The sequence below is a fragment of the Jiangella rhizosphaerae genome, assembly GCF_003579925.1.
In the GTDB taxonomy this organism is placed as follows: Bacteria; Actinomycetota; Actinomycetes; order Jiangellales; family Jiangellaceae; genus Jiangella; species Jiangella rhizosphaerae.
The window spans coordinates 40034-60131 of sequence record NZ_QUAL01000087.1 but is presented as its reverse complement, the minus strand read 5'-3'; the positions used below and the strand labels follow the sequence as shown (position 1 = coordinate 60131).

Annotated in this window: 18 protein-coding genes and 1 pseudogene; 7 read left to right on the top strand and 12 right to left on the bottom strand. The window is 73.0% G+C overall.

What is annotated here, in order from left to right; all coding sequences use genetic code 11:
* The coding region (locus DY240_RS09740) for an ATP-binding protein (protein ID WP_147375261.1) at positions 1-2892 on the top strand (2892 nt) is incomplete at its 5' end.
* Here the strand turns inward: DY240_RS09740 and DY240_RS09735 are convergent.
* The 7 genes from DY240_RS09735 to lspA all read right to left on the bottom strand — a co-directional run bounded on the left by DY240_RS09735 (position 2861) and on the right by lspA (position 9368).
* Positions 2861-3682: an ABC transporter permease gene (locus tag DY240_RS09735; protein WP_119659726.1), complete on the bottom strand. Its 822-nt coding sequence runs from the start codon at positions 3680-3682 to the stop codon at positions 2861-2863. The two genes, DY240_RS09740 and DY240_RS09735, sit on opposite strands and share 32 nt — an antisense overlap.
* The gene (locus DY240_RS09730) at positions 3679-4644 is read right to left on the bottom strand and encodes an ATP-binding cassette domain-containing protein (RefSeq protein ID WP_119659725.1); all 966 of its coding nucleotides are present in this window, start codon (positions 4642-4644) and stop codon (positions 3679-3681) included. The genes DY240_RS09735 and DY240_RS09730 overlap by 4 nt, the downstream gene beginning before the upstream one ends.
* A gap of 84 nt (positions 4645-4728) precedes the next feature.
* Complete coding sequence (locus DY240_RS09725; protein ID WP_119659724.1) at positions 4729-5541, bottom strand: purine-nucleoside phosphorylase; 813 nt, start codon at positions 5539-5541, stop codon at positions 4729-4731.
* 68 nt (positions 5542-5609) lie between these two features.
* Positions 5610-6488, bottom strand: coding sequence for a carbohydrate ABC transporter permease (locus DY240_RS09720; protein WP_119659723.1), 879 nt, complete (start codon positions 6486-6488; stop codon positions 5610-5612).
* Positions 6485-7426 carry a carbohydrate ABC transporter permease gene (locus DY240_RS09715; RefSeq protein ID WP_119659722.1) on the bottom strand — a complete coding sequence of 314 codons (942 nt, stop codon included), beginning with the start codon at positions 7424-7426 and terminating at the stop codon, positions 6485-6487. The genes DY240_RS09720 and DY240_RS09715 overlap by 4 nt, the downstream gene beginning before the upstream one ends.
* A 10-nt stretch (positions 7427-7436) precedes the next feature.
* A complete protein-coding gene (locus DY240_RS09710; RefSeq protein WP_119659721.1) occupies positions 7437-8711 on the bottom strand; it encodes an ABC transporter substrate-binding protein in 1275 nt (424 codons plus the stop codon).
* Between the two features lie 105 nt (positions 8712-8816).
* Positions 8817-9368: a signal peptidase II gene (lspA, locus tag DY240_RS09705; RefSeq protein ID WP_119659729.1), complete on the bottom strand. Its 552-nt coding sequence runs from the start codon at positions 9366-9368 to the stop codon at positions 8817-8819.
* 82 nt (positions 9369-9450) lie between these two features.
* On the opposite strand from lspA, the gene DY240_RS09700 reads away from it, so the two are divergent.
* A complete protein-coding gene (locus tag DY240_RS09700) occupies positions 9451-10818 on the top strand; it encodes an NAD(P)H-quinone dehydrogenase (protein ID WP_119659720.1) in 1368 nt (455 codons plus the stop codon).
* A gap of 43 nt (positions 10819-10861) precedes the next feature.
* Entirely contained in the window at positions 10862-12424 is a 1563-nt protein-coding gene (locus tag DY240_RS09695; RefSeq protein WP_119659719.1) for an HNH endonuclease signature motif containing protein, read from the top strand.
* Here the strand turns inward: DY240_RS09695 and DY240_RS09690 are convergent.
* Positions 12379-12879, bottom strand: a complete 501-nt coding sequence (locus DY240_RS09690) for an NUDIX hydrolase (protein WP_119659718.1) — start codon at positions 12877-12879, stop codon at positions 12379-12381. The genes DY240_RS09695 and DY240_RS09690 overlap by 46 nt on opposite strands.
* Positions 12880-12890: 11 nt before the next feature.
* The gene (locus DY240_RS32770) at positions 12891-14135 is read right to left on the bottom strand and encodes a hypothetical protein (RefSeq protein WP_199701182.1); all 1245 of its coding nucleotides are present in this window, start codon (positions 14133-14135) and stop codon (positions 12891-12893) included.
* A gap of 91 nt (positions 14136-14226) precedes the next feature.
* Between DY240_RS32770 and DY240_RS34030 the strand changes: the two are divergent.
* Positions 14227-14982, top strand: a pseudogene (locus DY240_RS34030) (DNA glycosylase AlkZ-like family protein); the annotation flags it as partial.
* The gene (locus DY240_RS31810; protein WP_407659295.1) at positions 14969-15367 is read left to right on the top strand and encodes a DNA glycosylase AlkZ-like family protein; all 399 of its coding nucleotides are present in this window, start codon (positions 14969-14971) and stop codon (positions 15365-15367) included. The pseudogene DY240_RS34030 and the gene DY240_RS31810, both read left to right, overlap by 14 nt.
* A 1-nt stretch (position 15368) precedes the next feature.
* On the opposite strand, the gene DY240_RS09665 is transcribed toward DY240_RS31810, so the two are convergent.
* Both DY240_RS09665 and DY240_RS09660 read right to left on the bottom strand, forming a co-directional pair.
* Entirely contained in the window at positions 15369-15764 is a 396-nt protein-coding gene (locus DY240_RS09665; protein WP_119659715.1) for a PPOX class F420-dependent oxidoreductase, read from the bottom strand.
* 88 nt (positions 15765-15852) lie between these two features.
* Entirely contained in the window at positions 15853-17658 is a 1806-nt protein-coding gene (locus DY240_RS09660; protein ID WP_119659728.1) for an ATP-binding protein, read from the bottom strand.
* 212 nt (positions 17659-17870) lie between these two features.
* Here DY240_RS09660 and DY240_RS09655 point away from each other — a divergent pair, with 212 nt between their 5' ends.
* Both DY240_RS09655 and DY240_RS09650 read left to right on the top strand, forming a co-directional pair.
* A complete protein-coding gene (locus DY240_RS09655) occupies positions 17871-18350 on the top strand; it encodes a SigE family RNA polymerase sigma factor (protein WP_199701181.1) in 480 nt (159 codons plus the stop codon).
* Positions 18347-19684: a hypothetical protein gene (locus DY240_RS09650; RefSeq protein ID WP_119659713.1), complete on the top strand. Its 1338-nt coding sequence runs from the start codon at positions 18347-18349 to the stop codon at positions 19682-19684. The genes DY240_RS09655 and DY240_RS09650 overlap by 4 nt, the downstream gene beginning before the upstream one ends.
* Positions 19685-19687: 3 nt before the next feature.
* Here the strand turns inward: DY240_RS09650 and DY240_RS09645 are convergent, their stop codons facing one another.
* Positions 19688-20074: a MerR family transcriptional regulator gene (locus DY240_RS09645; RefSeq protein ID WP_119659712.1), complete on the bottom strand. Its 387-nt coding sequence runs from the start codon at positions 20072-20074 to the stop codon at positions 19688-19690.
* Positions 20075-20098: the final 24 nt, after the last annotated feature.

Here is a 20098-nt window from a genome sequence, read left to right as displayed (position 1 = left end):
CTGGCGTCGGCGACGGCGGCGCTGCGCGACGGCGACCCCGAGGCGGCGGCCGCCGACGCGGGACGGGCGCTGGAGCTGTGGCGGGGCGAGCCGCTCGCCGACGTCGGCGACGCGCCGTTCGTGACGGTCGAAGCGGCCCGGCTCGCGACGTTGCGGCTGGACCTGCGCCGCACGCGCATCGAGGCCGACCTGCGCCGCGGCGCCCACGCCGACCTGCCGGCGGAGCTGGCCGCGCTGGTCGACGACCACCCGCTCGACGAGGCGCTGCTCGGCCAGCTGATGCGCGCGCTGGTGGCCACCGGGCGGCCGGCCGAGGCGCTGGCCGCCTACGAGGACGGACGGGAACGGCTCGCCGAGGCGTTCGGCGCCGACCCCGGGCCGCAGCTGCGCGACATCCACCTGGCGGTGCTGACGCACGAGTTGCCGGAGCCGGCCGCCCCGAGCGTGCGGGCGCCGCGGCTGCGCCGGTCCGCGACCCCGCTGCTGGGCCGCGACGACGAGCTGGCGCGGGTCGAGCGCCTGCTGGACGAGGCCCGGCTGGTCACGGTGCTGGGTCCGGGCGGCGTCGGCAAGACGCGGTTCGCCACCGAGCTCGCGCTGCGCCGGCTCGACCGCACCGGCCGCCCGGTGTACGTCGTCGAGCTGGCCGGCCTGCGCGACGACGCCGACGTGCTGCCGGCGGTGTTGGGCTCGCTGGGCGTCCGCGAGGTCGGCCTCATGGACCTCGCCACGTCGCCGGTCGCCCGGCCGCCGCTCGAGCGGCTGCGCGATCTGGTGGCCGACAGCGACGCGCTGATCGTCGTCGACAACTGCGAGCACCTGGTCGACGCCGTCGCGCTGGTCGTGCACGAGATCGTGACGGCGTCGGAACGGGTGCGCGTGCTCGCCACCAGCCGGACCCCGCTGGCCGTCGACGGCGAGGTCCTGCACCCGCTGCCCGCCCTGGAGCTGCCGCCCACCGGCGCCGACGACGGCCCGCTCGACTACCCGGCCGTGCGGCTGTTCCACGACCGCGCCCGCGCGGCCCGGCCGGCGGCACACCTCGACCCGGCGGTCGTCGCGGACGTGTGCCGCCGCCTCGACGGCCTGCCGCTGGCCATCGAGCTGGCCGCGGCGAAGGTGCGCTCGATGTCGGTGGAGCAGCTGGCCGCCCGGCTCGACGACCGGTTCGGGTTGCTGGTGGGCGGTCCGCGCTCGGCGCCGGAGCGGCACCGCACGCTGCTGGCCGTCGTCCGGTGGAGCTGGGAGCTGCTCGACGAGACCGAGCGGGCGGTGCTGCGCCGGCTGGCGGTGCTGCCCGGCGGTGCCGACGCGGCCACCGCGGCGGCGGTCTGCGGATTCGGCTCCGTCGACGCCGCCGCCGTCGACGCCGCGCTGGCCGGGCTCGCCGACCAGTCCCTGCTGGTCGTCGACGAGTCAGGCGGCACCGTCCGGTTCCGGTTGCTCGAGACCGTCCGCGAGTTCGCCGACGCCGAGCTCGACGCCGCCGGCGAGCGCGCGGCGGCAACGGCGGCGCTGGTCGCGTGGGCGGCCGGTCTCGCCGTCCGGGCCGAGCCGAACCTGCGCGGCCACCACCAAGTGGCGTGGTTCGGCGTGCTGGCCGCCGAGCACGACAACCTGGTCGCCGGGCTGCGGGCCGCCATCGACGCCGGCGACGGCCGGTCCGCGTACGCCGTCGCGCTCACCATGTGCTGGTACTGGGCCGCTCTCGGCATGCACTTCGAGGTCGCCGGCTGGGGCGAGCAGCTGCTCCGGATGGAGGAGCCGGCCGACCCGAGCACCGCCGCCGTCCTGTACGCGGTCATCGTCCCCAACTCGCTCGTCGCCGGCCCGACCCGCATGGGCGCGCAGCTCCTCCTGCGGCTGCGCCGGTTGGTGCGCGGCGGCGCCGCGCTGACCCCGTTGGCCCGGGCCTTCGGCGAGCTGGTGCTGGCCGCGATGAACGGCCGGCCCGCGGAGCTGGAACGGGCCCAGGCCGTCGCGGAGGCCTCCGGCGACCCGTGGACGCGGTCCATGGCGGCGTTGTTCTTCAGCCTCATGGCGGACAACGAGGGGGATCGTGAGCGGTCGCGCCGGCTGGCCCAGGAGGCGCGCGCGGGGTTCGCCGCCATCGGCGACCGGTGGGGTATGGCGATGACCTCGATGACCCTCGGCATGACGGAGGCGGCCGACGGCGACGGCGCGGCGGCCGTCGAGCTGCTGGACGAGGCGGTGCGCAGCTTCGACGTCCTCGGCGCCGGCGACGACGGCCGCCAGGTGCAGCTGCTGCGCGCGATCGTGCGGGTCCGCGCCGGCGACGTCGCGCGCGGGGTCGCCGAGGTGACGGCGCTCCTCGAGCGCTACCCGAACGACCCGGAGGTCGCCACCCTGGCGCAGTCGGGGCTGGCCGAGGCGGCGGCACACCTGGGCGACGTCGTGTCGATGCTGGCGCACTACGACGTCGCCGTCGCCGCGGCGCGGTCCGAGGAGACCGGCGGCCCGCCGCAGCTGCGGGTGCTGGCGCTGGCCGGCGCGGCCATCGCGCGGCTGCGGGTCGGCCGCGACGACGTCGACGACCTGCTGGCCGAGGCCTACGACCTCGCGGCCGCCGACGGCGACCGGCCCGTCATGGGCATGGTCGCCATCGCCTACGGCCGGCTGGCCCAGGCCCGCGGCGACGGCGCCCGCGCGGCCCGGCTGATCGCGCTCGGCCGCCGCATCGGCGCGGTCGAGCTGCTCGGCGACGTCCGCCATCCCGCGCTCGCCGACCTCCCCGAGCCCGACGAACGGCTGCTGGCCGCCGAGCGGGACCGCGTCCGCGACCTCCCCGCCGCCGCCGTCGTGCGGGAGATCGGGACGCTGGCCCGCCCCTACAGGCGCCTCAGGCCTTGCGGCGGTAGGCCCGGACGGTGAGCGGCGCGAACACCGCGACCAGTGCGGCGCAGCCGATCAGCGACCAGCCGACGGCGCCGGCGTCGGGTGCGCCCGCCATCAGGCTGCGGACCGCCGTGACGAGCTGCGACACCGGGTTGACGTCGACCCACGCGCGCAGCCAGCCGGGCATCGTCGAGGGGTCGACGAACACGTTGCTGGCGAACGTCAGCGGGAACATCGCCAGCAGGCTGACGCCCTGCACCGCGCCGGCCGAGCGCATGACCAGGCCGAGGAAGGCGAAGATCCAGCTCAGCGAGAACGCGAACACCAGCACCAGCAGGCAGGCGGCGACCACGTCGGCCACGGTGCCGTCGGGCCGGAAGCCCATCGCCATGCCGACGCCGAGGCAGACGACGGCCGCGACGACGTAGCGGATGCCGTCGGCCAGCAGCGCGCCGAGCAGGGCCGCCGGCCGCCAGATCGGCAGCGAACGGAACCGGTCGAAGATGCCCTTGCCGATGTCGGTGTTCAGCGAGATGCCGGTGTACAGCGACGCCATCACGACGGTCTGCACGAGGATGCCCGGTAGCACGAACTGCAGGTACTCGGTCGTGCTGCCGGAGACCGCGCCGCCGAACAGGTAGACGAACATCACGATGAAGATCACCGGCTGGAACGTCACGTCGAACAGCTGCTCCGGGATCCGGCGGATCTTCAGCACGCTGCGCCAGCCCAGCGTCAGGCTGGCCGACAGCGCGCTCGGCGGCTCCGGCCGCTCGACCCGGGCGGCGACGGTGCGGACGGGTCGTTCGAGGGTCGTCGTGCTCATGCGGCGCTCCTTTCGGTGTCGTCGTCGGCCGCGTGGCCGGTCAGGGTGAGGAAGACCTCGTCGAGGCTGGGCCGCTGGACGCCGATCTCGTCGATGCCGACGCCCTCGGCGCGCAGCCGGATCATCAGGTCGGCGACGACGTCGGGGTCGGCCACCGGTGCGGTGATGACGCCGGCCTCCGGCGTGCGGTGCGGCGTCGTGTCCAGCGTCTGCGCGACCAGCCGCTCGGCCAGGTCGCGCTGCGTCTCGTCGGCCAGTCGCAGGTGCAGCGAGCTGCGGCCCACGGACGCCTTGAGGTCGGCGCTGGTGCCCTCGGCGATGACGGTGCCGCGGTCGATGACGGCGATGCGGTCGGCCAGCTGGTCGGCCTCGTCGAGGTACTGGGTGGTGAGCAGGACGGTCGTGCCGCCGGCGACGAGGTCGCGGACGATGTCCCAGACCTGCCCGCGGCTGCGCGGGTCCAGGCCTGTCGTGGGCTCGTCCAGGAACAGCACGTCCGGCGTGACGACGATGCTCGCCGCCAGGTCGATGCGCCGTCGCATGCCGCCGGAGAAGTGCTTGACGGGGCGGTTCGCGGCCTCGGTCAGGTCGAAGTTCTCCAGCAGCTCGGCGGCCCGGCGTTTGGACTGCGAACGGCTCAGCCCGACCAGCCGCGACTGCAGCACCAGGTTCTCGGTGCCGGTGAGGTCCTCGTCGACCGACGCGTACTGCCCCGTCAGCCCGATCAGCCGGCGCACCTGGTCGGCGTCGTCGACGACGTCGTGGCCCAGCACCCGCGCGCTGCCGCCGTCGGGGCGCAGCAGGGTGGTGAGCATGCGGACGGTCGTGGTCTTACCGGCCCCGTTCGGCCCGAGGACCCCGTACACGGTCCCGGCGCGGACGGCGAGGTCGACGCCGTCGACGGCGCGGTTCTCGCCGAACGTCTTGACCAGGCCGTGCGCCTCGATGGCCAGTGTGGTCATGCGTCCTCCTGAGTTCGATGTGCTCAGGATTCAGCGTCGGTGGCGCGGCTGACCGACCGCTGACAGTCCGCTGACGGCGTCGTGTCAGAGCCGGGCGACGACCGCCGCGAGCAGTGCGCTGATGCGCGGACCGGCGGCCCGACCGGCCTCGATGACCTCGGCGTGGCTCAGCGGCGTCGCGCTGATGCCGGCGGCGAGGTTGGTGACCAGCGAGACGCCGAGCACCTCCATGCCCGCCTGACGCGCGGCGATCGCCTCCAGCGCCGTCGACATGCCGACGAGGTCGCCGCCGAGGCGCTGCGCCATGCGGACCTCGGCCGGGGTCTCGTAGTGCGGGCCGCGGAACTGGACGTAGACGCCCTCGGGCAGGCCGGGGTCGATCTCGCGGGCGACGGCGCGCAGCCGGCTGGAGTACAGGTCGGTGAGGTCGACGAAGTTCGCGCCTTCGACGGGCGACGTCGCCGTCAGGTTGATGTGGTCGCTGATCAGCACCGGCGTGCCGGCCGCCCACTCCTCGCGCAGCCCGCCGCAGCCGTTCGTCAGCACCAGCGTCCGCACGCCCGCCGCGGCCGCCGTCCGCACGCCGTGCACGACGGCGCGCACGCCGCGGCCCTCGTAGAGGTGGGTCCGGGCGCCGAGGACGAGGGCGTGCCTGCCGGTCTCCGCGACGCGGACGGACCGCAACGTGCCGACATGGCCCTCGACGGCCGGCTTGGCGAACCCGGGCACCTCGGTGCTGGGCAGCTCGGCGACGGTCTCTCCGATGAGGTCGGCCGCGCCGCCCCAGCCCGACCCCAGCACCAGCGCGATGTCGTGCCGCTCCACCCCGGTGGCGGCGGCGATGTGCTCGGCCGCCGCCTGCGCGGCGGCCCGCGGATCGTCCAGCAGCTCGGTCACCGGCCGACCATACCGCGCGCCGGCGCCCGCCTCGCCTCCATGCCCGTCGAGGCGAGGCGGGCGCACGATCAGCCTTTCACGCTGCCCGCCGTCAGCCCCGCGACGATGCGGCGCTGGAAGGCGAGCGCCACCAGCACCATCGGGATCACGACGACGACGCAGGCGGCCGTGATGGTGCCGATCGGCCGCTGGAACTCCACCTGGCCGGTGAACGCGGCGATTGCCACGGGCACCGTCTGGGCGATCTCCGGGTTCCGCGGTGCGAACGTGCTGGCCAGCAGGAACTCGTTCCAGGCGGCGACGAAGACGATGATCGCCGCGGCGAACACGCCGGGCGCGGCCAGCGGGAACACCACCTTGTAGAACGCCTGGAACGGGGTCGCGCCGTCGACCCGCGCCGCCTCCTCCAGTTCCTTCGGGATCGCCGCGTAGAACGTCGTCAGGATGAAGATGGTCAGCGGCAGCTCGAACGCCGTGTACGGCAGGTACAGGCCCTCCCACTTGTTCAGCAGCCCGATCGACCGCCACACCTCGTACAGCGGCGGCACCAGCGCCACCGGCGGGAACAGAGAGACCGCCAGGACGCCCGTCAACAGCAGCAGGCGCCGTTTCAACGGCAGCCGCGCCAGCGCGTACGCCGCCAGCGAGCCGACCGCGATGCAGATCAGCGTGGTCATGGTCGCGATCGCCAGCGAGTTGCGCAGGTTCAGGTGGAAGTCCTGCTCGAACACGTTGCGGTAGTTGTCCAGCCCGAACGGCCCCTGGAACAGGTCGGGGCTGTTCAGCGCCCGGTCGCCGAGCTTGAGGCTGGTCATCACCAGCCACAGGAACGGGAACAGGCACCAGACCAGGATCACCAGCAGCATCGCGGCCTTCGCCCACTGCCGGCGGCCACCGGCCGGGCGGGTGGCGGGCTCGGTCGTCGTGTCGGTCATGGTGTCGCTCATCGGGCCTCCTCACCTCGGCCGATCGCGATGTCGCGGCCCAGCGCCCGGACGAACAGCAGCCCGATGCCGAGGATCAGGATGAACGTCAGCGTCGACAGCGCCGAGCCGAAGCCCGGGTCGGGTGTGCGGACGACGTACTGCTGCACCAGCACCGACAGCGACTCGGTGTCGAACGCGCCACCGGTCATCACCGCGACGAGGTCGTACACCCGCAGCGCGTCGACGGTCCGGAACAGCAGCGCGACGAGGATCGCCGGGCGCAGCAGCGGCAGCGTGATGTACCACAGCCGCTGCCACCGGCCGGCGCCGTCGACCATGGCGCTCTCCGTCATCTCCGCGGGTATCGTCTGCAGCCCGGCGAGCAGCAGCAGCGCCACGAACGGCGCCGTCTTCCACACGTCGGCGAAGACGATCGCGAACGTCGCCCACCCGGGCTGGCCGAGCCAGTTGAAGTCGCCCAGCCCGAACAGGGTGTTGATGAACCCCGGCGTCACGTTGAACATGAAGAACCACATCTGCGCCGCGATCACCGTGGGGATCACCCACGGGATCAGGATCGCCGCGCGCGTGAGCCCGCGGCCGCGGAAGGTCTGGTTCATCAGCAGCGCGAACCCGAGGCCGATGAGGAACTCCGCGGCCACGGACGTCACCGTGAACACGAGCGTGAACCACAGCGCCGACCAGAACCGGTCGTCGCCCAGCGCCTCGGTGTAGTTGCCGAGGCCGGCGAAGCCCTCGCGCTGGCGCCGGGTGTACTCGAACAGGCTGAGCACGATGGCGTACAGCACCGGGAACAGCGCCACCAGCGCCATCAGGGCCAGCGACGGCGCGACGAACACTCGGGCGAGGGCGCGCTCGGACAGCCCCGAGCCGCGCTGCCGCGGGGGCCGGGCGGCCGGTCGCGCCTCGCCCGCCGCGGCGGGACGGGTCTGCGTCATCGCGCCCGCCTCACCCGATGGCGTCCTCGAGGACGGTCCGCACCTGCTCGACCGCCTCCTGGACGTCGCCCTGCCCGTTGACCGCCGGGAACAGCGCGCGCTGCATCTCCACGCTGATCTCGTTCCACGACGGCGCCGGCGGCCGCGGCTTGGCGTCGGGCAAGATCTGGCCGAGCAGGCTCATGACGGGGTCGTCGGCGAGTTGGTCGTAGACCGAGGCCATGGTGGGCGGCACCGAGCCCTCGGTCGCCAGCATCGTCTGCGCCTCCTCGTTCGTCGCCGCCCAGACGACGAAGTCCTTCGCGGCGTCGATGTTGTCCGAGAACGCGCTGACGGCGTTGTTGAACCCGCCGAGCGCGGAGATGGTGCCGTCGCCCTCGAACGTCGGCAGCGGCGCGATGGCGAAGTTGCCGTTCGCCGGGCTGGCGGTGTCCTCCTCGATCAGCGAGTAGACGTACGGCCAGTTCCGCATGAACACGGTGTTGCCCTGCTGGAACTCGTTGCGCGCCTCTTCCTCCTGCGCGGTGTTGTAGCCCGGCGCGTAGCAGCCGCCGCTGATCGCGTCGGCCATGAACTGCGTGGCCTGCGCCGCGATGTCGGTGTCGAACAGGACCTCGCTCTGGTCCTCGTTGAACAGCTCGCCGCCGGCGCTCCAGTAGTACTCGAGCCAGTTGACGACGAAGCCCTCGTACTGCGCGCCCTGGCCGATGAGGCCGCCGATCCCCGCGCCGGCGCCGGCCGTCGTGGCGGTCTGGCACAGCTGGTCCCACGTGGTCGGCGGCGTGTCGACCAGGTCGGTGCGGTAGTACAGCAGACCCGCGTTGGTGTTGTACGGCGCCGCCCACAGCTCGCCACCCCAGGTGGCGGACTCGAAGGCGCCCGGGATGGAGGCGTCCTCGATCTCGCCGCGGACGTCCTCGAGGCTCTCCAGCCAGCCGTTCTCGGCGTACTCGCCGGTCCAGATGACGTCCATGCCGAGCACGTCGAAGGTGCTGCCCTCGGACTGCAGCTCCAGCGCCTGCTGCTCGCGTTGCTGGTCGGCGGCCTCGGGGAGCAGCTCGATCCGGACCGGGTTGTCCGGGTTCTCCTCGTTCCACAACTCGGCGACCTGCTGGTGGACGCCACCGGGTTGCGCCTCGGCGCCACCGATGGCCCAGACGAGCTCGCCGCCGCCTCCGGTCCCGCCGTCCCCGTCGCCGCCGTCGTCATCACCACCCGGCGTGCACGCCGCCATGATCAGGGCGAACGCGCCGCCGGCCATCAGCCACCTCGTCGGCTTCCTCATGCTTACGCCTCCTCGTGGGCATGCGTCGTGCCCGTTCCCGTTCCCCGCGTTGGAACGCTCAAACGGTGGGAATCGGGACGGCGCCGGCCGGAGGAGGACGGTGGGTCAGGCGTCGGTGCCGGGCGCGGAGCCGCGGCGGATGCCGTCGATGCTGACCCCGCGCCAGGTGAGGACGGCGATGAGGACGGCCGCGGCGGTGATGGCGATGTCGGCGATGTTGCCGACGAACAGGCCGCCGTAGTCGATGAAGTCGACGACGTGCCCCTCGGGGAAGCCGGGGTCGCGGAACAGCCGGTCGATGAGGTTGCCGAACGCGCCGCCGAGCAGCAGGCCGAGCGCGATCGCCCAGGCCGTCGAGCCCAGCCGCGCCGACGCCCGGATGACCGCCGCGATCACCACGATCACGATCAGCGTCAGCAGCCAGGTCAGCCCGGTCGCGATGGAGAACGCGGCGCCGGAGTTGTAGAGCAGCCGCAGCTGCAGCAGCTCGCCGACCAGCTGGATCGGCTCACGGCCGGCCAGCTCCCGCTCGGCCCACCACTTCGACAGCTGGTCGACCGCCGTCAGCACGACGGTGATGGCGGCGAGCCGGCCGATCAGCCGCCAGTTCGTCGGCGTGGGGGTGCTGGAAGCCTCCGCGTCGGGTGTGGTCGGCACGGTGTAAGGGTGCCATGCCGCCCGGCCGCGCCCGAGCACCGGGCGGGCGACGTGACGCCGCGCGGTGCGGGACAATGGCCGCGTGACACGTGTGGCGATTCTCGGCGGCGGACCCGGTGGCTACGAGGCGGCGCTGGTGGCGGCGCAGCTCGGAGCGGAGGTCACACTGGTCGATCGCGACGGCGTCGGCGGCTCGGCCGTCCTCACCGACTGCGTGCCCAGCAAGACTCTCATCGCGACCGCCGAGGTGGTCAGCGACGCCGCGGAGTCCGCGGAGCTGGGCGTCGAGCTCGGCCACGACTCCGTCGGCGTCGACCTGCGACGCGTCAACCAGCGGGTGCTCGCGCTGGCCAAGGCACAGTCGGCCGACACCACCGCGGCGGTCGAGAAGGCCGGCGTGCAGATCCTGCGCGGCACCGGCCGCCTCGCGCCCGGCGACCGCGTCGTCGTCGACGACGGTGCCCACGAGTTCGTCGCCGACGTCGCGCTGCTGGCCACCGGTGCGCGGCCGCGCATCCTGCCCGAGGCCGAGCCCGACGGCGAGCGCATCCTGACGTGGGAGCAGGTCTACGACCTCGAGGAGCTGCCCGAGCATCTGGTGGTGGTGGGCTCCGGCGTCACGGGCGCCGAGTTCGCCAGCGCCTACAACGCGCTCGGCTCCGACGTCACGCTCGTGTCGTCGCGCGACCGCGTCCTGCCCGGCGAGGACGCCGACGCCGCGTACGTCCTGGAGGAGGTGTTCGCGCGGCGCGGGCTGAACGTGCTGTCGAAGTCGCGGGCGGCGTCGGTGCGGCGCGACGGCTCCGGCGTCGTCGTCAGCCTCACCGACGGACGGACGGTGCGCGGCTCGCACTGCCTCATGGCGGTGGGGTCGGTGCCGAACACCGAAGGACTCGGCTTGTCCGAGTGCGGTGTCGCGCTCGACGAGCGCGGCTTCGTCAAGGTCGACCGCGTCTCGCGCACCTCGGCCCGCGGTGTCTACGCGGCCGGCGACGTCACCGGCGTCAACATGCTCGCCTCGGTGGCGGCCATGCAGGGCCGGACGGCGATGTGGCACGCACTGGGCGACGCCGTGTCGCCGCTGAACCTCAAGACCGTCGCCGCCAACGTGTTCACCGACCCCGAGATCGCGACCGTCGGCTGGAGCCAGGCCGCCGTCGACGCCGGCGACATCGACGCCGTCGCCGTCAAGCTGCCGCTGGCCACCAACGCGCGGGCGAAGATGCTGGGCATCCGCGACGGCTTCGTGAAGTTGTTCTGCCGGCCGGGCACCGGCATCATCGTCGGCGGTGTGGTGGTGGCGCCGCGGGCCAGCGAGCTCATCCACCCGATCTCCCTGGCCGTCGAGGCCTCGCTCACCGTCGACCAGATGGCCCGCGCCTTCACCGTCTACCCGTCGCTGTCCGGCTCGGTGGCCGAGGCGGCGCGGCAGCTGCACCGCCGCGACTGACGTCGAACCGACTTTGTCGGTGGGTCGGTCTAAGATCATTGGCATGTTCGAAGAAGCGCTGCTGACTGCTCCGCCGCCGGAGGTTGCACCGCCGGTGGAGTGGATGGTGGCGTCGCCGTGCGATGACCCGTGCGTCGCCGACATCGATCCGGCGCTGTTGGAACAGTTGTGCACCGGCGGTGAGGCCGCTGTCGCGGTCTTCGACATCGATCAGGTGCCGCCCGGGCCGGAACTGGCCGCCCGGCTGGCGGCGTTCGACCCGGCGGCCGCTACGGCGGACGAGCTGGTGGAGGCCGCCGCGGCGATGGAACGTCTGGAGGCGTGGGGTGCCGCCCGCAAGGCCGCCATACACGCCGCGCTGGCGTCGCGGGCGGAGATGCGTCCCGATGAGACCGGGTACCGATCGGTGAACCCGGTCACCAACACCGCAATGACCCTCGCCGGACGGTGCCAGGTGACGACCAAGCAGGCGGAGAACCAGGTCGGCCACGCCCTGCAGCTCGTGCTCGATTTTCCCGACACGCACGCCCTGCTCGCGACCGGCGCGATCGATCTGCGCCGGGCTCGGGTGGTCACCGACGAGCTCGGCGGCCAGGACCCCCACGTGCGAGCGCGGGTGGAGGCGGCGGTGCTGCCGAAAGCGCCCGGCCTGGATTCGGTCGCGCTGCGGAAGCTGATCAAGCAGTTGCTGCACGAGCTGGCGCCGGTGGAGGCGGCGGACCGGTACGAGCTGGCTCGTGAGCGCCGCTACGTCGCCATCACGCCGGCGTCGGATGGGATGGCGCATGTGGAGGCGCGGCTGCCCGCCGCGGATGCCGCCGCCCTGGACACGGCGCTCAACGCGGCCGCGGCGGACGCCAAACGTGCCGACGCCGCAGCCGGACTCCCCGCCCGCACCAGGGACCAGCGCCGCGCCGACGCGCTGGCCGAGCTGGGCTGGGCCGCCCTCGCCGCCTGCGCCGACGGCGCCACCACCCCACTGGCCCACGCCGCCGGCACGGCAAGCTCGCCCGGCGACTCCGCCCACCAGACCACCGGCGCCGCGGCCGTTCCTGCCAGTGACTCAGCCGCTCACTCGGCCGGTCGCGGCGCTGGCAAGGCCGCTAGCGCGCCGCCGCGGCGGCGTCCGGTCAGCGTGCACATCACCGTGCCGTTCGCCACCGCGATCGGGTTGAGCGACCAGCCGGGTGAGCTGGAGGGGTACGGGCCGATCCCCGCCCACGTCGCCAAGGTTCTCGCCGCCGAGGGTGTGTGGACCTGGCTGCGCACCGACGGCAGCGGGCACCTGCTCGACCTCGGCCGCACCCGCTACCGCCCCACCAAGGCACTGGCCGACTTCATCATCGCCCGCGACCGCACCTGCCGCACCCCCGGCTGCCACCGCCCCGCGATCACCTGCGACCTGGACCACATCATCCCCTTCGCCGCCGGCGGGACCACCGACCCCGACGACCTGCACGCCCTGTGCGAGACCCACCACAAGCTCAAACACCACGGGCACTGGCACGTCGAACGACTCCCCGACGGCACCACCATCTGGATCAGCCCCACCGGCCACCGCTACGAGAAACCACCCGACCGGCCCGGTGAGGGCTGCACGAAGTAGGGCGCGGGTTCGTCCTTCAACGCGTGGACGAGGCGCTCGCGCACGTGGTCGGCCAGCGGCGGCAGGTCGTCTGGCGCGAACCAGCCGACCGCCAGCGACTCGTCATCGTTCACCCGCGCCTCGCCGCCCACCGGCCGGCAGCGGAACGCGATGTCGAGGTACTGGACGCGGTCGCCGTTCGGATAGGTCACCGGCGCATCGGTGATGACGCTGCTGATCCGCTCGACCTCGACGTGGACGCCGGTCTCTTCGAACGCCTCCCGCACGACGGCGACGGCAGGCTGCTCGCCGGGCTCGAGGATGCCGGAGATCAGCGCCCACTGCCCGGTATCGGAGCGCTGATGCAACAGCACCCGCCCCTCCTCGTCGATGACGACCGCCGTCACACCGGTCAGCCACAGCAGGTCGTGGCCCACATGCTCGCGCAGGGCCAGGATGAAGTCAGGAGTCGGCATCGGTCAGCTGGTCAGAAGTCGCCGCCACCGAAGTCACCGCCGCCGAAGTCGCCGCCACCCCAGTCACCGCCGCCGAAGTCGCCGCCACCCCAGTCACCGCCACCACCGTCGCCGCCGCCGGCGTCGCCACCGCCGTCCACGTAGATCGGGGTCGACATCGCCGATCCGAGCATCGTGCCCATGAGCATGCCGGGCAGCAGGCCACCGAAGTAGCCGCCGGCCCAGCCGCCGTACGCGGGGCCGGCGTCGTAGTACGGACGGCGCTCGCCGTCGCCCACCGGGACCATGCGCACGTCGGGATCGGCGCCGTTCTTGATCCGCAGCGCGTCACCGGCACAGGCGGGGACGGTGCGCGGGACACCGCCGGGTGGCGCCCACTCGATGTCCTCGACGGACGGACCATGACCCGGGTCGAAGAAGCAGGGGAGCCGTCGCTCGGGGAGCGGATCGCCCTTCATTCGCGCGTCGACGGTGGCCAGCAGCCAGCGGCCCTCCTCGAGGGCATTGGTGACCGGCTTGAGGTCCTCGGGCTTCTCGGCGCGGTCGGCGAACATCTTGGCGTTCTCGTAGAGGTCGAGGGCGCGGCCGTACTCGTTGCGGGCCTCGATCGGCACCTTGGAGTCGTGGCGGACGTCGAGGTCGAGCTCGGAGAGCCGCTCGCCGTACTTGGTGATGTCCTCCTCGAGGGCGCCGCGCACCTGCTCGAGCTGGGCGCGCTCCTTGTTGCGCTTGTTGCGGCGGTACAGGAGGAAGCCGCCGCCACCCGCGGCCGCCAGGATCGCGAGGGGGAGCAGGCCACCGCCGCCGCCACCGTCGCTGGAGCCCGCAGCGCCTCCACCACCGCCGCCGCCCGAGCCGCCTTCGGCGATCACCCGCTCGGCCGACTCGATGAAGTTCGTGATGCCCGCGCCGAGGTCGCCGTTCGAGTTGGCGAGCTCCGACCGGGCCGCTTCGAAGACGCCGTCCTGGATCTCCGTCGAGCCGGCACTGAGCTGCTGACTACCGAAGACCACCAGGTAGGTGCCCGGGCCGAGGTCTCGACTCAGGATCTGCGCTGCGTCGGCGTTGTAGTCGCCCCCCGGCAGTACGGCGACGTAGAACGGGGTGTCCGCGCCCTCGATCGCCTCACGCACCGATGACCGAGCGCCCTCGTCGAACGTGAGACCGTTGTCGCCGAGTTCCTCCACGCCGGTCTCGTCGACGTAAAGCGGTTCGGTTTGGAGATCGGCGGCGACGTCGTCCAAGCTGCTCGACATACCTCCATCATCCACGGTCGGGCGCGTCGTGCCACGAGCAGGTCCGGCCGTCATGATCGACGCTGTCGGAGGCAGATGATTCGATGGTCCCGTGGAGAAGGTCACCTGGGGCCAGGTGCTCGCCCGCCGGCTGCGGCGCCTGCACGTCACCGACCCGTCCGCCGACCTCGTCGGCACGGCGGGGCGGCTGATCGGGCTGCACGCGCAGGTGGCCTCGTCCGCCGAGCTCATCGCGGCCGTCCGCACGCCCGCCTACGAACGAGGCGACATCGCGACGGCGCTGTGGACCGACCGCACGCTGGTCAGGACCTGGGGGATGCGCGGCACCCTGCACCTGTTCCCGTCGAACGAGCTGCCGCTACTGGTCGCGGCGTGGGCGCAGCGGCAGTGGCCCAACGTCAACGCCGCCTGGGAGCGCTACCACGGCGTCAACCTCGCCGTCCTGCGCCGGGTCACCGAGATCATCGGTGAGGTGCTGCCCGGCAAGGTGCTCACCCGCGAGGAGCTGCTGGCCGAGATCGCTCGCGAGGTCGACGCGCCGGGCATCGAGGCGGCGGTGAGGTCCGGCTGGGGCCAGATGTTCAAGCCGGCCGCGGCGGGCGGCCTGCTCTGCTCCGGACCCGAACGCGACCGCAACGTCACCTTCACCAGCCCCCGCACCTGGCTGCCCGACGCGCCGTGGGACGACCAGCCCGACGAGCACACCGCCCTGAGCAGGCTCATCGAGCGGTTCCTCGACATCTACGGGCCGGCCACCCACGTCGACTTCAGCCGCTGGGGGGGGCATCGACGCCGCCAAGGCGCGCCGGGTGTTCACGGAGCACGCCGAGGTCATGGTCGAGGTCGACGTCGACGGCGTCGCCTGCTGGTCCACGCCGGCGGTGCTGGCCGAGCTGACCGACGAGGGGACCGGCGACGACGCGACCGGCGTGCACCTGCTGCCGGGGTTCGACCCGTACGTCATCGCGCCCATCGGGCACCGTGCGCACACGGTGCCCGACGGCTTCATCGACCGCGTGAGCCGCGCCGCCGGCTGGATCTCGCCGGTCCTGCTGGTCGACGGCATCGTGCGCGGCGTGTGGAGCCACGAGCTGAAGAACGGCACGTTCGCCATCGCCGTCGAGCCGTTCGCCAAGGTCACCGCCGCCACCAAGAAGGCGGCGACGACCGCCGCCGGACGCTACGGCGAGCTGTTCGACGCCGACGTCCGGCTCACCTGGGTGGCCGGCTAGCTCAGGCGACTTCCTCGCGCACGTGGTCGACGGCGACGCGCACCGTCACGCGCTGCTCGCCCTCCTTGCGGTACGGGTAGCTGTCGGCGTCGAGGTACTTCTTCGCCAGCCGGTCGATCACCTCGTCGCCGTCCTCGGTACTCAGCGTGGCGCGGCCGGTGACGCTGGCCCACCGCCAGGCGTTGTCCGGGTCGAGCACGCTCACGGAGACGATGTCGTTCTCGCGCAGCCGCCGCTCCTTCACCCGGCCGGCGGCGGTGTTGAAGATGACGCCGTCGCCGTCGACGTCGACCCAGACGATCGAGTTGTGCGGGCGGCCGTCGGCGTCGAGGACCGTGGCCCAGGCCGGGATCGGGCGGGAGAACAGCTCACGGGCGGTGTCCGACAGAGCGGGCATACAGGTGCATCCCTTCGCAAAGTTGACGTGTCAAGCGTTGCCAATCAACGACAACGCCGGACGCACCCGTCGTGCTTCCCGATCCGGGTCAGCCTTCGATCGTGCAGATGACGGCGCCGTTGGCGATCGTCGCGCCGACCTCGGCGGCCAGCCCGCTGACGGTGCCGGCCTTGTGTGCGGTGATCGGCTGCTCCATCTTCATCGCCTCCATGACGACGACGACGTCGCCCTCGGCGACGGTCTGGCCGTCCTCGGCGACCACCTTGATGATCGTGCCCTGCATCGGCGAGGTGAGCGCGTCGCCGCTGGTGGCGGCCGCACCGGACCGGCCGGCGCTACGACGCACGGGCCGCCGGGCCGTACCCGCACCGGCGGCGTTCCCGGCCGTCCCGGTGCCGGACGCGCCGGACATGCCGGACGCACCCAGACCCGGCGGCAGCACGACCTCCAGCCGCTTCCCGCCGACCTCGACGGTGATCCGCTCGCGGGCGTCCTCACCCTCCGGCCCGGCGCCGGACGTACCGCCGTCGTACGGCGCGAACGGGTTCTCCCACTCGGTCTCGATCCAGCGGGTGTGGACGGAGAACGGCTCGCCGTCCGCGGCCGGGACGAACGAGGCGTCGTCGAGGACCGCACGGTGGAACGGGATGACGGTGGCCAGCCCGCCGACCTCGAACTCCGCCAGCGCCCGCCGCGCCCGCTCGACCGCCTGACGGCGTGACGCGCCGGTGACGACCAGCTTGGCCAGCAGCGAGTCGAAGTTCTGCCCGACGACGCTGCCCGGCTCGACGCCGGCGTCGACCCGCACGCCCGGCCCCGACGGCGGCCGGAACGTCGTGACGGTGCCCGGAGTGGGCAGGAAGTTGCGGCCGGGGTCCTCGCCGTTGATGCGGAACTCGATGGAGTGGCCGCGGACGACCGGGTCGTCGTACCCCAGCTCCTCGCCCTCGGCGATGCGGAACATCTCGCGGACGAGGTCGAGCCCGGTGACCTCCTCGGTGACCGGGTGCTCGACCTGCAGCCGGGTGTTGACCTCGAGGAACGACACGGTGCCGTCGGTGCCGACGAGGAACTCGCAGGTGCCGGCGCCGACATAGCCGGCCTCGCGCAGGATGGCCTTGGACGCGCGGTACAGCTCGGCGTTCTGCTCGTCGGTGAGGAACGGTGCGGGGGCCTCCTCCACCAGCTTCTGGTGCCGCCGCTGCAGCGAGCAGTCGCGCGTCGACACCACGACGACGTTGCCGTGGCGGTCGGCCAGGCACTGGGTCTCGACGTGCCGCGGCCGGTCGAGGTAGCGCTCGACGAAGCACTCGCCGCGGCCGAACGCCGCGACCGCCTCGCGCACCGCGGACTCGTAGAGGTGCGGGATCTCCTCCAGCGTGCGGGCCACCTTGAGGCCGCGGCCGCCACCGCCGTAGGCCGCCTTGATGGCGACCGGCAGGCCGTGCTCCTCGGCGAACGCGACGACCTCGCCGGCGCTGGTGACGGGGTCGGGCGTACCGGCGACCAGCGGCGCGCCCGCCCGGGCGGCGAGGTGGCGGGCGCTGACCTTGTCGCCCAGCGCGGTGATGGCGGCCGGCGGGGGTCCGATCCAGACCAGCCCGGCGTCGATGACGGCCTGCGCGAACTCGGCGTTCTCGGCCAGGAAGCCGTAACCCGGGTGGACGGCGTCGGCCCCGGCCCGCTCGGCGACGTCGAGCAGCTTCGCGATGACCAGGTACGTCTCGGCGGCGGTCTGGCCGCCCAGCGCGTAGGCCTCGTCGGCGAGCCGGGCGTGCGGCGCGTCGCGGTCGCCGTCGGCGTAGACGGCGACGCTGGCCAGGCCGGCGTCGCGGCAGGCGCGGACGACTCGCACGGCGATCTCGCCGCGGTTGGCCACGAGAACCTTGCTGATCTGGCGGTACTCCACGCGTGTCTCCTCCCGGAACTGCAGGCGAGTCTATGGGGAACGCGGGCAACCGGCGCGGCCCGTCCGGCGTGTTCACGGCAATGAGGCAGGACGGGCGAAGCGGGGTCGCGATGCTAATAGAGTCCCCTGACGGGGAAGCCGCACCGGCCGTGGGCGCGACGGTGGTTGCGGGCCGCGCCGAGCCGGACGAGGCGACGATGGATTTCGAGGGGTTCGTCCGGGCCAGTCTGCCCGGGCTGCTGCGCTACGGGCACGCGCTGACGGGGTCGCCGCACGACGCCGCCGACCTCGTGCAGACGGCGCTGGAGAAGGTCGGCGCCCGCTGGTCGAAGATCATGCGGCAGGACGCCGACCCGCTCGCCTACGTCCGGCGGTCGATGGCGAACGCGCACGTGAGCCGCTGGCGGCGGCGCCGGCGCGAGGTGCTGGTCGAGGACTTCCCCGACCGCGGCGTCGACCCGCCCGACCGCCTCGACGGCGAGCCGCTCTGGCAGGCGCTGGCCCAGCTGCCGCCGCGGCAGCGCGCGGTGCTGGTGCTGCGCTACTACGAGGACCTGTCCGAGGCGGAGATCGCCGCGGCTCTGGGCATCACCGCGGGCACGGTGAAGAGCCAGGCGAGCAAGGCACTGACGAAGTTGAGGGCGAGCATGTCCTCGGTGGAGGGAAGGGACCGATGAACGACTTCGACGACGACCTGCGCCGCCTCTTGGGCGACGACCGGCTCGCGCTCACGCCGCGCGCCGACGCCGTCGGGCGGATCGTCAAGGGCGCGCGCCGGCGGCGGACCGTCCGGGTCGTCGCGTCCGCGGCCGGTTCGGTCGGTCTCGTGGCCGCGGTCGCGGTCGGCTCGATGGCCGTCACCGGCCAGTTCTCGGCCGGCCCGGACCTGGAGCCGCAGCCCGCCGGCACCCCGACCACCCTGCTGCCCGGGCCCGACGAGCGCACGGGCGACCCGGCGCCGACCACGCCCGCACTCCCGACCAGCGGTCCCACGGGCGGCGCCGCCGCCGACCTGACGGAACCATCGCCGGGCGAGTCCACCGGGACGGCCGATCACGGCGGCGAGCAGTCCGGCGACGGGGTGGACGTCGGCACGCTGCCGCTGTTCGACCCGGCCGCACCCTTCGACGGCGTCGAGGTGCGGATGACGCTGGCCGAACTGGAGCAGGTCCCGGGCGTCGAGATCACCCGGCTGCGCGGCGACTCGGCGTTCCCCGAGTTCTGCTACGGCGAGTTCCGCACCGCCCGCGCGCACGGGTACATCTCGCTGCGCGGCGCCATCGGCGGGCCTCCGGACGACCTCATGGCCGCCTACGAGGTCGCCTGGCTGGAGCCGGACATCGATGTCCGCACGCCCGAGGGCGTCGGCATCGGCAGCACCCTCGCGGACGTGTGGCAGACCTACCCGGAGTACTCCGAGATCGCTCCTGGCGTCTACACGTCGTACATCGACGGCCTGGACGGCATCGCGTCGATGTGGCACCTCGAGACGACCGACGGCTACGTCACCCGGATCGCCCACGACGGCCTGCACAACTGCGGCGACAACCCGCAGCCGATCGAGGAGCCCGACCTGCCGGTGCTCGGGCCCGACGGGCTGGGCGCGATCCGGATCGGCATGACGCTGGCCGAGCTCCAGGCGATCGACGGTGTGCAGATCGACACCGAGCATCAGGAGGGTACGTGCTACGGCAGCTACGCCTATGGCGACACGACCGGCTGGATCTCCGTGCGCCAGGACTTCGCGTCCGGCGGTGACGCCGTCGTCGACGAGGAGTGGCGGGTGACGACCATCTCGTCGGCCGCGGATGTGCAGACGCCGGAAGGCATCCGGGTGGGCTCCTCACACGCCGAGGTCGTGGCGGCCTACCCCGGCCTGGTCGAGGGAGACTCCTTCGACTCGTACGTGGCGGTCCCGGGCGAGCTGGGGATGCGCTGGGTGTTCAACTTCGGCGACGGCGGCGCGGTGACCAACTTCCGGCTCGACGGCGGCCAGATCTGCTTCGGGTGACCGTCAGCCGGTGAGGCGGTTCAGGTCGGCGCGGCAGCGGCGCTCCAGTTCGGCGAGGTCGGACAGGGTGGCGTCGATGTCGCGCCGGCGCTGTTCCAGCTCCGCGCGCCGGTGCTCGATCTGGTCGAGCAGGTAGCGCAGCTGGCCGACCTCGCCCGGCTCGGCGTCGTACATGCCGATGATCTTCTTGATCTCGTCCAGCGGGAAGCCCAGCCGCTTCCCGCGCAGGACCAGCCCCAGCCGCACGCGGTCGCCGTCGGCGAAGATGCGGCGGGTGCCGTCGCGGGCCGGCGTCAGCAGGCCCTGCTCCTCGTAGAACCGGATGGTGCGCAACGTGACGCCGTACTCGTCGGCCAGCTCGGCGATGCTCCACGTGCGTTCGTCGTCCACCGCTGTCTCCTCGCTCCGACCCCT